Source organism: Streptomyces sp. NPDC008121 (assembly GCF_042957155.1).
In the GTDB taxonomy this organism is placed as follows: Bacteria; Actinomycetota; Actinomycetes; order Streptomycetales; family Streptomycetaceae; genus Streptomyces.
Genome location: NZ_JBIBHT010000008.1, coordinates 163620 through 178024, shown reverse-complemented (window position 1 = coordinate 178024; position 14405 = coordinate 163620). Strand labels below are relative to the sequence as shown.

At 74.4% G+C, this 14405-nt stretch carries 13 protein-coding genes; 8 read left to right on the top strand and 5 right to left on the bottom strand.

Annotated elements, in window-relative coordinates:
• Positions 1-123: 123 nt before the first annotated feature.
• The 3 genes from ACFZBD_RS25870 to ACFZBD_RS25860 all read left to right on the top strand — a co-directional run bounded on the left by ACFZBD_RS25870 (position 124) and on the right by ACFZBD_RS25860 (position 2460).
• On the top strand, positions 124-603 hold the full coding sequence (locus tag ACFZBD_RS25870) for a DUF2771 domain-containing protein (RefSeq protein ID WP_391143752.1): 480 nt from the start codon (positions 124-126) through the stop codon (positions 601-603).
• A 214-nt stretch (positions 604-817) separates the two neighbouring features.
• Positions 818-1606, top strand: a complete 789-nt coding sequence (locus ACFZBD_RS25865) for a futalosine hydrolase (RefSeq protein WP_391144375.1) — start codon at positions 818-820, stop codon at positions 1604-1606.
• Positions 1603-2460, top strand: coding sequence for an MqnA/MqnD/SBP family protein (locus tag ACFZBD_RS25860; RefSeq protein ID WP_391143749.1), 858 nt, complete (start codon positions 1603-1605; stop codon positions 2458-2460). Before ACFZBD_RS25865 ends, ACFZBD_RS25860 begins: the two co-directional genes overlap by 4 nt.
• Positions 2461-2535: 75 nt before the next feature.
• Here ACFZBD_RS25860 and ACFZBD_RS25855 read toward each other — a convergent pair whose 3' ends face one another.
• Positions 2536-2919, bottom strand: a complete 384-nt coding sequence (locus tag ACFZBD_RS25855; RefSeq protein WP_391143746.1) for a cold shock domain-containing protein — start codon at positions 2917-2919, stop codon at positions 2536-2538.
• Between the two features lie 161 nt (positions 2920-3080).
• Between ACFZBD_RS25855 and ACFZBD_RS25850 the strand changes: the two genes are divergently transcribed.
• Complete coding sequence (locus tag ACFZBD_RS25850) at positions 3081-3350, top strand: hypothetical protein (protein WP_391143743.1); 270 nt, start codon at positions 3081-3083, stop codon at positions 3348-3350.
• Positions 3351-3364: 14 nt separating this feature from the next.
• Here the strand turns inward: ACFZBD_RS25850 and ACFZBD_RS25845 are convergent, their stop codons facing one another.
• Positions 3365-3994, bottom strand: a complete 630-nt coding sequence (locus tag ACFZBD_RS25845) for an HAD hydrolase-like protein (RefSeq protein WP_391143740.1) — start codon at positions 3992-3994, stop codon at positions 3365-3367.
• 59 nt (positions 3995-4053) lie between these two features.
• On the bottom strand, positions 4054-5082 hold the full coding sequence (locus ACFZBD_RS25840; protein ID WP_391143737.1) for a hypothetical protein: 1029 nt from the start codon (positions 5080-5082) through the stop codon (positions 4054-4056).
• 63 nt (positions 5083-5145) lie between these two features.
• Here ACFZBD_RS25840 and ACFZBD_RS25835 point away from each other — a divergent pair, with 63 nt between their 5' ends.
• Both ACFZBD_RS25835 and ACFZBD_RS25830 read left to right on the top strand, forming a co-directional pair.
• Complete coding sequence (locus ACFZBD_RS25835) at positions 5146-7770, top strand: helicase-associated domain-containing protein (protein WP_391143735.1); 2625 nt, start codon at positions 5146-5148, stop codon at positions 7768-7770.
• Positions 7771-7939: 169 nt separating this feature from the next.
• Positions 7940-9064: an amidinotransferase gene (locus ACFZBD_RS25830; protein ID WP_391143732.1), complete on the top strand. Its 1125-nt coding sequence runs from the start codon at positions 7940-7942 to the stop codon at positions 9062-9064.
• Positions 9065-9096: 32 nt separating this feature from the next.
• On the opposite strand, the gene ACFZBD_RS25825 is transcribed toward ACFZBD_RS25830, so the two are convergent.
• Complete coding sequence (locus ACFZBD_RS25825; RefSeq protein WP_391143729.1) at positions 9097-9543, bottom strand: hypothetical protein; 447 nt, start codon at positions 9541-9543, stop codon at positions 9097-9099.
• Between the two features lie 138 nt (positions 9544-9681).
• On the opposite strand from ACFZBD_RS25825, the gene ACFZBD_RS25820 reads away from it, so the two are divergent.
• Entirely contained in the window at positions 9682-11325 is a 1644-nt protein-coding gene (locus ACFZBD_RS25820) for a DNA repair helicase XPB (RefSeq protein ID WP_391143726.1), read from the top strand.
• A 276-nt stretch (positions 11326-11601) separates the two neighbouring features.
• Positions 11602-13629, top strand: coding sequence for a UvrD-helicase domain-containing protein (locus ACFZBD_RS25815; protein WP_391143724.1), 2028 nt, complete (start codon positions 11602-11604; stop codon positions 13627-13629).
• 16 nt (positions 13630-13645) lie between these two features.
• On the opposite strand, the gene ACFZBD_RS25810 is transcribed toward ACFZBD_RS25815, so the two are convergent.
• Entirely contained in the window at positions 13646-14392 is a 747-nt protein-coding gene (locus tag ACFZBD_RS25810) for an alpha/beta hydrolase (protein WP_391143721.1), read from the bottom strand.
• Between the last annotated feature and the right edge of the window lie 13 nt (positions 14393-14405).

Here is a 14405-nt window from a genome sequence, read left to right as displayed (position 1 = left end):
GATGCGGGCCGGGTCGCGGGAACGAGCAGCGCGCGGATACGGGCCGGGGCCGGGTGGGGCCGAAAACGCGGCGCGCCGCACCCCCGCGTGGCGCAGCTCGACACGCCCGATAGCCTTCGGGCCATGACCGTTGCGTTCTTCACCGCCTCGCGCCGCCGGGCCGCCGTCGCCCTCGGGGCCGTCTCCGCCGGGCTCCTCTCCCTCTCCGCCTGCGACAAGCCGACTCCGCTCGCGACCCTGACGGTCGGAACCGACTCCGTCCACTCCGAGGCCGCCTGCTACAACAACGGCGACGCCATCAAGGAGTCGCAAGTCCAGCAGTGCCTCAACAAGAAGCCCGAGAAGACCCTCACGGTCGCCATGGACGACAAGATCCGGTTCGGCGTCGACCCCGAGGTCGCGGAAAAGGGCTGGACGATCTTCCTGGGCGGCCAGCAGGCCGAGCCGGAGCCGTACAAGAAGACGTACCGGACCATTCCGGCCAGCGCCTTCTTCTCCAGCCAGACCGGCGAGACCACGAACAAGTCGCAGGTCACGATCGTCGAGACCGACGGCAAGAAGCTGACCGGCATCTGGCACTTCGAGCTGAAGAAGGACGCCTGATCCGCCGGTGGTCCCGCGGATCCTGATCGTGACGGCCGTGGCGGCGGAGGCGGACTCCGTCGCCGACGGCCTCGCCTTCGGCGGTCCGGGCCCGGGTGAGCACCCGCTCCCGGGCGGCTTCGTGCTGCGCCGCCACACGGGAACGGCGCCGCGCCCCGACGCCCCCGCCGGGCCGCCCCGGCCCGACGGCCTCACCGCCCCCCGGCCCCAGACCCTGACCGAACCCAAGGCCGACGGCCTCGACGACCCTCGCGCCCAGGCCCAGACCACCTCCTGGGCCGACGCCCCCGCCGGGCCGCCCCGGCCCCAGGCCCAGACCACCTCCCCGGCCGACGGCCTTCCCGGCCCCTCTGCCCCCGGCCCCTCCGCCCCCGTCCTCTTCGACGTCCTCGTCGGCGGCGTGGGGCCGGCGGCGGCCGCCGCCGCCACCGCGACCGCCCTCGCCTGGGCCTCGCTGGAGAACGCCGAGCGGCCCGCGCCCGCCTCCTCCCTCCCGTACGACCTCGTCGTCTCGGCCGGCATCGGGGGCGGCTTCCAGCCGGGCGCCCCGCTCGGTTCCGTCGTCGTCGCCGACGCGATCGTGGCGGCCGATCTCGGGGCCGGGACGCCGGAGGGGTTCCTGCCGGTCGACGCGCTCGGCTTCGGCCGGTCCGCGCACCGCGTGCCGGAGGCGACCGCCCGGCGGATCTCCGCCGCGCTCGCCCGCGGCGGGCAGCACCACACCGTCGCGCCCGTCCTCACCGTCTCCACCGTCACCGGCACCGCCGCACGCGCCGCCGAGCTGGCGGAGCGTCACCCGGGCGCCGCCGCCGAGGCGATGGAGGGTTTCGGGGTGGCCGAGGCCGCCGCCGCGTACGGCGTGCCCGTAGCCGAGATCCGGGCGGTCTCCAACGCCGTCGGCCCCCGCGACCGGGCCGCCTGGCGGATCGGCGAGGCCCTGGACGCGCTGCGGACCACCTTCCAGCTGCTCAGCCACTCCGTCCTCGTGGAGCCCGCCCCATGACCCCCAAGCTCAAGATCGCGTACTCGCCCTGCCCGAACGACACGTTCGTCTTCGACGCCTGGGCCCACGGCCGCGTCCCTGACGCGCCGCGGCTCGACGTGACCTTCGCCGACATCGACCTCACCAACGGGTGGGCGGAGAGCGGCTCGTCCCCGTACGACGTCCTGAAGGTCTCGTACGCGGTGCTGCCGTGGGTCCTCGAGGAGTACGCGCTGCTGCCCTGCGGCGGCGCCCTGGGCCGCGGCTGCGGGCCGCTGGTCCTCACCCGGGAGCCGGGCGCGGGCGCCGACCTGGCGGGGAAGACGGTGGCGGTGCCGAGCGAGCGCTCGACGGCGTACCTGCTCTTCCGGCTGTGGGCGGCCGACGTCGTCCCGGGTGGCGTCGGGAACGTCGTCGTGATGCCGTTCCACGAGATCATGCCGGCCGTACGGGACGGGAAGGTCGACGCGGGGCTCGTCATCCACGAGGCGCGGTTCACCTACCGGAACTACGGCCTGCACGCCCTCGCCGACATGGGCGCGCACTGGGAGGACACCACCGGCCTGCCCATCCCGCTCGGCGCGATCATCGCCAAGCGGGCCCTGGGCGCGGAGACGCTGCGACGGCTGGCGGACGCGGCCCGCGCGTCGGTGCGCATGGCCTGGGACGACCCGGTCGCCTCCCGCGCGTACGTCCTGGAGCACGCGCAGGAGATGGACCCGGCGGTGGCCGACCAGCACATCGGCCTGTACGTCAACGAGTTCACCGCGGACCTCGGCGAGCCGGGCTACGCCGCGGTCCGCGGCCTCCTCACCCGCGCGGCGGCCGAGGGCCTGGTCCCGCCGCTGGGCCCGGACGCGCTGGCGTTCCCCTAGGGGGCGTCGTGCCGACCCTGCGGGGTCGACAGGACATCCCCTGGCCGCCCGACCCCACGGGTCCGCCTCCGCGTCTCACACGTCGAGCTGGTCCGCCACCGCCCGCAGCAGGCCGGCGATCTTCTTGCCCTGAACCTTGTCGGGGTAGCGGCCCCGCTCCAGCATCGGGGTGATGTTCTCCAGGAGCGTCGTCAGGTCCTGGACGATGGACGCCAGTTCGTCGGGCTTACGGCGCTGCGCCGCGGCGACGGACGGAGTCGGGTCGAGAACGGTCACGGAGAGCGCCTGGTCGCCGCGCTGCCCGGCCACGACACCGAACTCCACGCGCTGCCCGGGCTTCAGGGCGTCGACTCCGGCAGGGAGCACCGACGAGTGGACGAAGACGTCGCCGCCGTCGTCGCGGGAGAGAAAGCCGAAGCCCTTCTCGCTGTTGAACCACTTGACCTTGCCGGTAGGCACGTCTGTCCTCGTCCTCGTACTCGATGGGTGCGCCGGGAATTCCGGCTCTGGATAGCAAGACAGCGGGTCACCCGACCCGCCGACTCCAAGGCTAATAGGCATCCGGCCGGTGACAAGACGTCGCCGGTCTGTTCCTCCGGCCGGGGAACTACCCTGGCCGAATGCGTAGTGAAACCCCTGCGGCCCCCTCGGGCGACAGTGCTCCCGGTGACGGACTCGTCCGGGCCGGGGCGATCGTGTTCATCGTCGGTGCGGTGGCCACGCTCGTCACGGTCGCGCCGCTGTTCCTGGGCACCGAACCGTTCCCGCCCGTCGCGTACGCCGTGTGCATGCTGATGGGCGTCGGGTTCCTGATCGCCGGAGCCGGGGTGCTGCGGTCGATCGCGGCGCAGCGGCGGCAGGCGCGGGGGGCGGCGGCCGCGGGCCGGTAGCGCGCGGCCATGCGTCAGGGGCGGTAGGTGCTCAGCCAGGCGCGGAAGTCCGTCAGGGCGGGCAGGACGACGTCCGCGCCCGCCGCGCGGAGCTCCGTCTCGTCGCACGGGCCCGTCGCCACGGCCACCGACAGGGCGCCCGCGGTCGCGGCGCCCCGGACGTCGCCGATGTGGTCGCCGACGTACACGCTCGCGCCGTGCTCGCGCAGCGCCTCCGCCTTGCCCTCGGCCCACAGGCCGCCGATGACGGCGTCCGGGTCGATGCCGAGGTGGGTGAGGTGGAGCTTGGCGTGGGCCTCGTTCTTGGCGGTGACGACGATCGCCCGGCCGCCCGCGTCGTGAACGGCTTGAATTGCATCCCTCGCGCCGGGGAGCGGGAGCGTCGGCTCGATGGCGTACGTGGGGTAGAGCGCGCGGTACTGCTCGACCCGCTGTTCGATCTCCTCCTCGGGGAACCAGTGCGCCAGCTCGTGCTGGAGCGGTGGTCCGAGCCGGGAGACCGCGAGGTCGGCGTCGATGGCGACACCGGATTCGGCGGAGAAGGCCTCGTACGCGGCCTTGATGCCGGGGCGGGAGTCGATGAGCGTCATGTCGAGGTCGAAGCCGACGGTGAGCGGGAGTCGTGACTGCGTCATGCGGCCCATTGTGCCCAGACGTTCGAATCGGTCGGCGGGGGCGGGCGGAGGCGGTGCGCAGGCCGGCCTCAGTGGCGGCGGGCGCGCCAGAGGAGGAAGAGGCACGAGGCGATCGCCGCCCCGCGCAGGACCCAGGGCCAGGTCTCCGAGAGCGCCGCGCCCATCGCCTCGCCGCCCTGGGCGATCGGGACGCCCCAGCGGCCCTCGACCCGGCCCCAGATCCACACCGCGCCCGCGGTGAGCGCGAGGGCCGGGAGGACGACGACGGCCCACTGGGTCTCGGCACGGGAGAGGCGGCGGGAGGCGTAGGCGAGGAGCCAGCCGCCCGCGAGGGCGACCAGGGAGCCGAAGACGGCGCCGCCGAGGAGCAGCAGTGCGGCCAGGACGAGCACCGGGCTGCCCAGGCGGAGGCGGCCGCCCGCGAGCGCCGGACCGGTGGCCTCGGCGGCCGGGTCGGCGGCTTCCACGACGGGTGCCACGGGAGCCCGGCGCCAGGGCCGGGCCGGGAGGAGGAGACGGCGGCGGCCGGACGGGGCCGCGGCCGGCGCCTCGGTGCCGTCCGTTCCCGCGTCCTCGTCCGCCTCGTCGTCGACCGGCGGTTTCAGGAGCTCCGGGATCTCCACCCCGCCCCGGAACCCGGGCACCAGTTCGTCGCCGGGCAGGGCCGTCGGGGCCTCGGTGCTCCACCAGTCCGGTTCGGTGTCGGAGCTCCCGACCTCGTCCGTGCCGGCCAGATGGGGCGGGGTCGGCCACCGCTCCTCGCCGCGCGGCTTCGGCACCGCCCGTGCCTTGCCGGAAGGCGCGGCCTTCCGCGCCCCTGGCGCGTCCTCGGTCGTCCCGGCCGGCTCGGTCCCCGGCGGCCCCGGCGCGCTTCCGGTCGCCCGGTCCACGATCTCGTCCGGTGTGCCCAGCGCGGCGAGGATTCCACGGACCGCCCCGGGGTCGCCCTCGCCGCCCGTGGCGCGCCGACGGTCGATCTCGTTCCTGAGGGATGACACGAGCCGCATCCGTGACGCGGACGGAAGCTGCCGTTGCTGTGCCAGATCGCCGACCCGGCTCAGATAGTCGAAGACCAGCTGGTCGCTCTCGATCCCCACAATGCCCCTCCGCAGCCCGTAGGCCCCGACGTTAGCGCCTGCGCAGGGGCTAACGTGGGGCGGATGGGGATCGGTGAGCTCGATCGGGAGGCGCACGTGCCCGCAGAATCCAGTGCCGCCGCTGCGCCGCGCACGCTCGCGGAGGCGCTGCGCGCCCGGGGGGACGAAGGGCTCGCGGCGCTGTTGCGCGCGCGCCCTGACCTGCTCTCCCCGGTGCCCAACGATCTGACGCAGCTCGCCACCCGGGCCGGGACCCGCGCCTCCGTCGTCCGGGCGCTGGAGCGGCTGGACCGGTTCGCGCTGCAGACCGCCGAGGCGCTGGCGGTGGCGCCGGATCCGGCGCCCTGTTCCGTGCTGCTCGCCCTGCTCAGCGGGGACGACGGGGACGCGGAGATCGAGGCGGCGCTGCCGCGCGCGGTCGGGGTGCTGCGCGAGCAGGCGCTGGTCTGGGGTGAGGACGAGCGGCTGCGGCTGGTGCGGACCGCCCGCGAGTTGCTGGCCCCGTCGCCGCAGCACCCGTCGCCGACGGGGCTGGGGCCGACGGTCGCCGAGGCCACGTCCGGGATGTCGCCGGGCCGGGTCCAGGAGATCATCGCGGCGGCCGGGCTGCCGGCGACGCACGACGCGGTGTCGGCGGTGGCCGCGCTGACGGGGCTGTTCACCGACCGGGACCGGATGGGCGCGCTGCTCGACACGGCGCCGTCGGACGCGCTGGCGGTCCTGGACCGGCTGGTGTGGGGCCCGCCGTACGGCGAGGTGTCGGCGAACCCGGCGCCGCCGGTGCGCTGGCTGCGGGACCGGGGCCTGCTGCTGCCGGTGTCGACGCGGACGGTCGTGCTGCCCCGGGAGGCGGCGCTGCACCTGCGGGGCGGTCGGGCGCACCGGGTGCCGGAGCCGCACCCTCCGGCGGTGTCGGTGGCGCGCGAGTACCGTCCCCAGGTGGTGGACAGCGCCGCGGCCGGCCAGGCGTACACCGCGCTGGCGACGGTCGAGGAGCTGCTGAAGAGCTGGGACCAGGGCGGTCCGGCCGTGCTGCGGGCGGGCGGTCTTTCGGTGCGTGACCTGAAGCGGACCGCCGCCGCGCTGGAGGTCACGGAGCAGGCCGCGGCCTTCTGGCTGGAGCTCTGCTACGGCGCGGGGCTGCTGGCCTCGGACGGCGAGGCGGACGAGCGGTACGCGCCCACGCCCGCCTACGACGACTGGCTGGACCTGCCGGCGGCCGAGCGCTGGGCCCGGCTCGTGTCGGTGTGGCTGACCGCGACCCGTACGTCCGGGCTGGTCGGCGGCCAGGACGCGAAGGGCCGCGCCCTCTCCGCGCTCGGTCCCGACCTGGACCGCGGGGCGGCGCCGGACGTGCGCCGACGGGTCCTCGCCCTCCAGGCCACCGTGGAGCCCGGGTCGGCCGCCGACCCGGAGACGCTGCTGGCCAGGCTGCGGTGGGAGCGTCCGCTGCGGTCGGCGGGCGCGGGGCCGGGGTCCGGCGCGGGTTCCGGGTCCGGGTCCGGGTCCCTTACGGGTCAGGGCTCGGGGTCGCCCGCGGGCCCCGGCCGGGCCGCCCACACCCCCGACCTCCGGTCCCGGATCGCGCTGTGGACCCTCGAAGAGGCCGAGATGCTCGGGATCACCGGCCGGGGGGCGCTCTCCTCGCCCGCCCGGGCGCTGCTCAACCTCCCCCTCGCGGAGGCGGCGCACGAGCCGGCGAGCGGCGGCGGGGTCGAGCTGTCGGTGGCCGCCTCCCGCGCGGCGACCCTGCTCGCGCCGCTGCTCCCCGAGGCCGTCGACCACGTCCTGCTCCAGGCCGACCTCACCGCCGTCGCCCCCGGCCCCCTCCGGCGCCCGCTCGCCGACATGCTCTCGGTCCTCGCGGACGTGGAGTCGAAGGGTGGCGCGACGGTCTTCCGGTTCACCCCCGCCTCGGTCCGGCGCGCCCTCGACGCCGGCCGCAGCGCGTCCGACCTGCACGACTTCCTGACCGCCCACTCCCGTACGCCGGTCCCGCAGCCCCTGGCGTACCTGATCGACGACGTGGCGCGCCGGCACGGCCATCTCCGCGTCGGGTCCGCGTCGGCGTACGTACGCTGCGACGACGACGCGCTCCTGGGCGAGATCATGGCCGACAAGCGGTCGGCGTCCCTGCGGCTGCGGCGGCTCGCGCCGACCGTCCTGGCCGCCCAGACGGACCCGGCGGCGCTGCTCGACGGGCTGCGGTCGATGGGGTACGCCCCCGCCGCGGAGTCCGCGGAGGGCGATGTCCTGATCACCCGCGCCGACGCCCACCGCACCCCCGCCAGGACCGCGCCCGTCCCGGTGCCGGACGGCCCGCCGGTGCCCGACGCGACCCTGCTGGGCGCGGCGGTCCGGGCGATCAGGGCCGGGGATCTCGCCTCCACGGCGGTGCGCAGGGAACGGCCCGAGGGCGCCCCCGGCCGCCCGGCGCCCACCGGCGGCGAACTGCCCCGCACCTCGCCCGCCGAGACCCTGGCCACCGTGCAGGCCGCGGCCATGACCGGCTCGGCGGTCTGGATCGGCTACGTCAACGCGGAGGGCGCCGCCAGCCAGCGGGTCATCGCCCCGGTCCGGGTGGAGGGCGGCTTCGTGACGGGGTACGACCACACGGCGGACGAAGTCCGCACGTACCCGCTGCACCGGATCACGGGGGTCGCGGAGCTGGCGGAGGACCAGGTGTAGGCCGTGTGCCGGGGCCGGGGCAGCGGCCCGCGCCACCTGTCGCACCCCTCGACCGACCCGCCCGCGCCACCCGTCGCGCCCCCCGACCGGGCGGACATACCGCCGCATTTCCCCCAACGCTCGGTAAAGTGGGTGCCTCACTGTCCCTGCGAGGGAAAGCGGTCGAGCATTGGTGTCGGCGCCGGCGGTCACAACGGAGAACGCTGCGGAACCCCTCGTTTCGCCGGTCAACTCGCACAACGAGTGGGACCCGCTGGAAGAGGTCGTGGTCGGCCGCCTGGAGGGCGCGGTCATCCCCCAGAGCCACCCGGTGGTGACCTGCAACATCCCGCCCTGGGCGGCGCGGTTGCAGCGCCTGGCGTCCGGCCGGCGGTATCCGCGCGCGATGATCGAGGCGGCGCAGCAGGAGCTCGACGGGTTCATCGCCCTGCTGGAGTCGCTCGGCGTCACGGTCACCCGCCCGGACGCGGTCGACTACAAGCGGCGCTTCGGCACCCCGCACTGGTCCTCGCGCGGCTTCTGCAACACCTGCCCCCGCGACAGCATGCTCGTCATCGGCGACGAGGTCATCGAGACCCCGATGGCCTGGCCGTGCCGCTACTTCGAGACCCACTCCTACCGGGGGATCCTCAAGGACTACTTCCGGCGCGGCGCGCGCTGGACGTCCGCGCCGAGACCGCAGCTCACCGACGAGCTGTTCGACGGGGACTTCCGCATCCCGGCGGCCGGCGAACCCATGCGGTACATCCTCACCGAATACGAGCCGGTCTTCGACGCGGCCGACTTCATGCGCGCCGGACGCGACCTGTTCGTCACCCGGAGCAACGTCACCAACCGCATGGGCATCGAGTGGCTGCGCCGGCACCTGGGGCCGGGGTACCGCATCCACGAGATCGAGAGCCGCTGCCGTACGCCCATGCACATCGACACGACGTTCGTGCTCCTGGCGCCGGGCAAGGTCATGGTCAACCCCGAGTACATCGACGTCGACCGCCTGCCGGACGTCCTGCGCTCCTGGGACGTGCTGCCCGCCCCCGACCCCGACCCGATCGACGAGCGCATGCTCAAGCTGACCTCGATGTGCGGGAAGTGGCTCAGCATGAACGTCCTCATGCTCGACGAGAAGCGGGTGATCGCGGAGCGGCACCACACCGGGACGCTGCGCGCCCTGGAGAAGTGGGGGTTCGAGCCGATCCCCTGCGACCTGCTCCACTACGCGCCCTTCGGCGGCTCCTTCCACTGCGCGACGCTCGACGTCCGGCGCCGCGGCGGACTCGACTCCTATCTCTCCTGAGCCGGGCGGGGCCCCGCCGGGGGCCTCGCCGGCTACGCGGTCCAGTTCCCCGTCAGCAGCAGGACGACCAGCACGGCCCAGCCCACGACGGTGAGCAGGACAGGGAAGGCGAGCGCGAGCGCGGCCCCCGAGACGCTGAGACCGATCCGGGACCGGCGCCGGCCGCGGGTACGGGCGAGGAACCAGGCCGGGAGGATCAGCGCCAGGGCCGCGACCAGGCTTCCGCCGAACAGGAAGGGGCCGGGGGCGAAGAGGTTGTCCTCCGCCGCCGCCAGGGCCGCGAGGGGCGGCGCCGCCACCGTCGCGCACAGCGGCGCCACCCACCACCGCGGGTCCGCCACGTCACCGCCGACGCCAGGGCCGGTCGGGAGACCACCCCAGCGGCCGCCCCACGAGCCGCTCCGGGCGCCCCCCGGGAAGGGCGCCGAGGAGCGGGGGGCGGCGGGCGGCGTCGGGCGCGTCCACGTGTCGTTCGTCATACCGCCCAGTCCACCGCCCGGGCCCCGCGGCGGGCACCGCGCACGTACTCATCCGGCGCGACCCCCGTACTCATCCGCGATGCGGGACACTGGGTGTTTGGCCGTCACCGGAACGGCACGGGAAGGACCTGATCAAGCGTGAACGGACCTCTGATCGTCCAGAGCGACAAGACGCTCCTCCTGGAGGTCGACCACGAGCAGGCGGACGCCTGCCGCCGTGCCATCGCACCCTTCGCCGAGCTGGAGCGGGCGCCCGAGCACATCCACACCTACCGGGTGACCCCGCTCGGGCTGTGGAACGCCCGCGCCGCCGGTCACGACGCCGAGCAGGTCGTCGACGCGCTGGTGGAGTTCTCCCGCTATCCCGTCCCGCACGCCCTGCTCGTGGACATCGCCGAGACGATGGCCCGCTACGGCCGGCTCACCCTCTCCAAGCACCCCACGCACGGGCTCGTGCTGACCACCACCGACCGGCCCGTCCTGGAGGAGATCCTCCGCTCGAAGAAGGTGCAGCCGCTGGTCGGGACGCGGATCGACCCCGACACGGTCGCCGTGCACCCCTCCGAGCGCGGGCAGATCAAGCAGACGCTGCTGAGGCTGGGCTGGCCCGCCGAGGACCTCGCCGGGTACGTGGACGGCGAGGCGCACCGGATCGATCTGGCCGAGGACGGCTGGGCCCTGCGCCCGTACCAGAAGCAGGCCGTCGAGGGTTTCTGGCACGGCGGCTCCGGTGTCGTCGTGCTGCCCTGCGGCGCGGGTAAGACGCTGGTCGGAGCCGGTGCGATGGCGCAGGCGAAGGCGACGACGCTGATCCTGGTCACCAACACCGTCTCCGCCCGGCAGTGGAAGCACGAGCTGGTGAAGCGGACCTCGCTGACCGAGGACGAGATCGGCGAGTACAGCGGGACGCGCAAGGAGATCCGGCCGGTCACCATCGCCACGTACCAGGTCCTCACGACCAAGCGGAAGGGCGTCTATCCGCACCTGGAGCTCTTCGACTCCCGGGACTGGGGCCTGATCGTCTACGACGAGGTGCACCTGCTGCCCGCGCCCGTCTTCAAGTTCACCGCCGACCTCCAGGCCCGGCGGCGGCTCGGACTCACGGCCACGCTGGTGCGCGAGGACGGGCGCGAGTCCGACGTCTTCTCGCTCATCGGACCGAAGCGGTTCGACGCGCCGTGGAAGGAGATCGAGGCGCAGGGGTACATCGCGCCCGCCGACTGCGTCGAGGTCCGGGTCAACCTCACGGACGCGGAGCGGCTCGCGTACGCGACCGCCGAGACGGAGGAGAAGTACCGGTTCTGCGCCACGACGGCGACGAAGCGGAAGGTGACGGAGGCGCTGGTCAGGAAGTTCGCGGGCCAGCAGACCCTGGTCATCGGCCAGTACATCGACCAGCTGGACGAGCTGGGCGAGCACCTCGACGCGCCGGTCATCAAGGGCGAGACGTCCAACGCGCAGCGCGAGAAGCTGTTCGAGGCGTTCCGGCAGGGCGAGATCAGCGTGCTGGTGGTGTCGAAGGTGGCGAACTTCTCCATCGACCTGCCCGAGGCGACCGTCGCGATCCAGGTGTCGGGCACCTTCGGCTCCCGGCAGGAGGAGGCGCAGCGCCTGGGCCGGGTGCTGCGACCGAAGGCCGACGGGCACCAGGCGCACTTCTACTCGGTGGTCGCGCGGGACACGATCGACCAGGACTTCGCGGCGCACCGGCAGCGGTTCCTGGCGGAGCAGGGGTACGCCTACCGGATCGTGGACGCGGACGAGCTGCTCGCGGGCGGCTGACACGCGTGGCGGGGGGCTGCGCCCCCGTCTCCGACTCGTGGCGGAGACGGGGGCGCGCCCCCGCCGAAGGCGCGCATCGCCCGGAGCGTGGTGGACAGCGGGCGGGCGCGCGGGCGGGTGCGCGGGCGGGTGCGCGGGCGGGTGAAAAACCGTTCGCCGTCGCCTCGCGCCCGGGGCTACAATCGCCGACTTCCCCGCCTCCCTGAGTGGAGTGCCGCCGTCCGGCCGGAAACCGGCGGCCGCCCCGTCATGCCCGCATCTCCTGGAGGCACCGCCATGTCCGTTGCGGACGATCCGCTCGCGCGGGAGCGCGCCCATCTGACCGCGTCCCGCGCCGCGCTCCGCGCGATGCGCGAGGACGCCGAGTCCCTGGACATCAAGGACGTCACCGCGAACTGGGTGAACGCCGTCGTCCTGCAGGCGCAGATCGAGGATCGGATCAAGGCGCTCGCCGACCTCGCCCACACCCCGCTCTTCTTCGGCCGGCTCGACTACCTGCACACCACGCAGGAGGGCCAGCGCTTCTACATCGGCCGCCGGCACGTCCACGACGCCGGCGGCGACCCGATGGTGATCGACTGGCGCGCCCCCGTCTCCCAGCCGTTCTACCGCGCCTCGAAGAAGGACCCGCAGGACGTCGGGCTGCGGCGCCGGTTCGGCTACACCGGCGGCGACCTCACCGCGTACGAGGACGAACACCTCTCCGACCCCGACGAGCTGGAGCGCACCAGCAGGCTGCTCCAGGCGGAGATCGAGCGGCCCCGCGTGGGGCCGATGCGGGACATCGTCGCCACCATCCAGCCCGAGCAGGACGAGATCGTACGGTCCGGCCTGGCCGGCACCGTCTGCGTGCAGGGCGGCCCGGGCACCGGCAAGACCGCCGTGGGCCTGCACCGCGTCGCGTACCTCCTCTACGCGCACCGCGAGCGGCTGGCCCGTACCGGCACGCTGGTCATCGGGCCCAACCGGTCCTTCCTCCACTACATCGAGCAGGTGCTGCCCGCCCTCGGCGAGCTGGAGGTGCGGCAGGCGACGGTGGACGACCTCGTCGGGCACGTCGAGGTCCGGGGGACGGACGAGGCGGCGACGGCGGTCGTCAAGGGCGACGCCCGGATGGCGGAGGTCCTCGGGCGGGCGCTGAGGGCGCACGTCACGCTGCCGACGGAGCCGCTGATGGTGGTGCGCGGTTCGCGCCGGTGGCGGGTACCGGCATACGAACTGGAGGAGATCGTCCAGGAGTTGCGCGAGCGGGACATCCGTTACGGCGCGGCCCGTGACGCGCTGCCGCAGCGCATCGCCCACGCGGTGCTGGTCCGCATGGAGCAGGCGGGCGAGGCCCCGGACGACCGGGTGCAGGACGCGGTGGCGCGCGACGCGGCGGTGAAGGCGGTCGTGAAGGCGGTCTGGCCTGCGGTCGATCCGGCGAAGCTGGTCCTGCGGCTGCTGAGCGACGCCGACTTCCTCGCCGAGCACGCGGAGGGCCTGCTGACCGCCGACGAGCAGAAGCTGCTGCTCTGGGCGAAGCCCGCCCGGTCGGTGAAGTCGGCGAAGTGGTCGCCGGCGGACGCGGTCCTGATCGACGAGGCGAGGGACCTGGTGGAGCGGACCCATTCGCTCGGTCACGTGGTCCTCGACGAGGCCCAGGACCTGTCGCCGATGCAGTACCGGGCGGTGGGGCGGCGGTGTTCGACCGGGTCGGCGACGATCCTGGGCGACCTCGCGCAGGGGACGACGCCGTGGGCAACGGCGAGCTGGGCGCAGGCGCTGGGGCACCTGGGCAAGCCGGAGGCCGTGGTGGAGGAGCTGACGGCGGGCTTCCGGGTGCCGCGCGAGGTCATCGCGTACGCCTCCCGGCTGCTGCCCCACATGTCGCCGGGGCTGGCGGCCGTGGAGTCGGTCCGGGAGAACCCCGGCTCGCTGACGATCCGGCGCGTCGACACCGGGGCGCTGGACGCGGAGGTGGTCGCGGCGTGCGTCGCCTCCCTCGGGCACGAGGGTTCGACCGGCCTGATCGCCGCCGACGCGCGGATCGCCCCGCTGGCGCGGGCGCTGACCGCCGCCGGTCTGGCGTACCTCTCCCCGGGCGAGGAGACGACGGCCGAGTCCCGGCTGACGCTGGTCCCGGCCTCGCTGGCGAAGGGCCTGGAGTACGACTACGTGGTCCTGGACGACCCGGCGGCGGTGGTGGACGGCGAACCGGACGAGCGGACGGGGCTGCGGCGGCTGTACGTGGCGCTGACGCGTGCGGTCTCGGGGCTCGCGGTGGTCCACGCGTCGCCGCTGCCGGAGCAGTTGAACCCGTAGCGTCCCGGGGGGCGCGTCAGGACCGGAGGAAGGCGCGTACCCCCTGGGAGACGCCGTCGTCGCCGAGCAGGGCGTTGTGGTCGAGGCAGCCGGCGGCGTGGTTGGCGGCTCCGGTGAGCGGGACGCTGTTGTCGGGGTTGACGACCTCGTCGCAGTTCGACCACCAGGTGGCGTAGCGGACGGTGCCGGGGGTCTCGTCGCCCTCGGCGAGCTTCTTCTGGACGTAGGAGCCCGGGGTCATGTCGCGGCAGGCCTGGTCCCACAGGGCGCAGGCCCAGGCGGTGGTGGTGCCGTGGTTGGGGCCGGCGAGCGAGACCCAGTGGGCGACGGAGGAGGCGCCGGCGGGGTCGAACTTCACGTACCAGCGGGTGACGAGGCTGCCGAAGGAGTGGGAGACGAGGTCGACGCGGGCGGCGCCGGTCCGCCGTCTGACGTCCTCGACGTAGGCGGCGAGTTCTCCGGCGACGGACTCGTTCACGGAGCGGTGGGTGTCGTAGCCGAAGGAGAACAGCTCGGCATCGGTGTACCCGTCGGCCGTGAGGTCCGCGCGCAGGCCGCCCCAGACGCCGGGGTCGGCGTTGTAGCCGTGGACGAGGACGACGGGAGTACGGGTGACGGCGGCGGCCTCCGCCCCGTCGGCGCGCGCGATCGTGGCGGGGAGCAGGAGCGACGCGAGGACCGCCACGACCGCGAGGAGCGGGATGAGCAGGGCGCGGGGGACGGGCGGGATGAGCGGGACGCGCCTGACGGGGAGCCTCAACACGCTGCCTCCTACG

Excerpts from the sequence above, each read along its gene's own strand:
- ACFZBD_RS25835 (WP_391143735.1), top strand. The coding sequence starts at position 5,146 with ATGGGGATCGGTGAGCTCGATCGGGAGGCGCACGTGCCCGCAGAATCC.
- ACFZBD_RS25815 (WP_391143724.1), top strand. The coding sequence starts at position 11,602 with ATGTCCGTTGCGGACGATCCGCTCGCGCGGGAGCGCGCCCATCTGACC.
- ACFZBD_RS25845 (WP_391143740.1), bottom strand. The coding sequence starts at position 3,994 with ATGGGCCGCATGACGCAGTCACGACTCCCGCTCACCGTCGGCTTCGAC.
- ACFZBD_RS25870 (WP_391143752.1), top strand. The coding sequence starts at position 124 with ATGACCGTTGCGTTCTTCACCGCCTCGCGCCGCCGGGCCGCCGTCGCC.
- ACFZBD_RS25850 (WP_391143743.1), top strand. The coding sequence starts at position 3,081 with ATGCGTAGTGAAACCCCTGCGGCCCCCTCGGGCGACAGTGCTCCCGGT.
- ACFZBD_RS25825 (WP_391143729.1), bottom strand. The coding sequence starts at position 9,543 with ATGACGAACGACACGTGGACGCGCCCGACGCCGCCCGCCGCCCCCCGC.
- ACFZBD_RS25860 (WP_391143749.1), top strand. The coding sequence starts at position 1,603 with ATGACCCCCAAGCTCAAGATCGCGTACTCGCCCTGCCCGAACGACACG.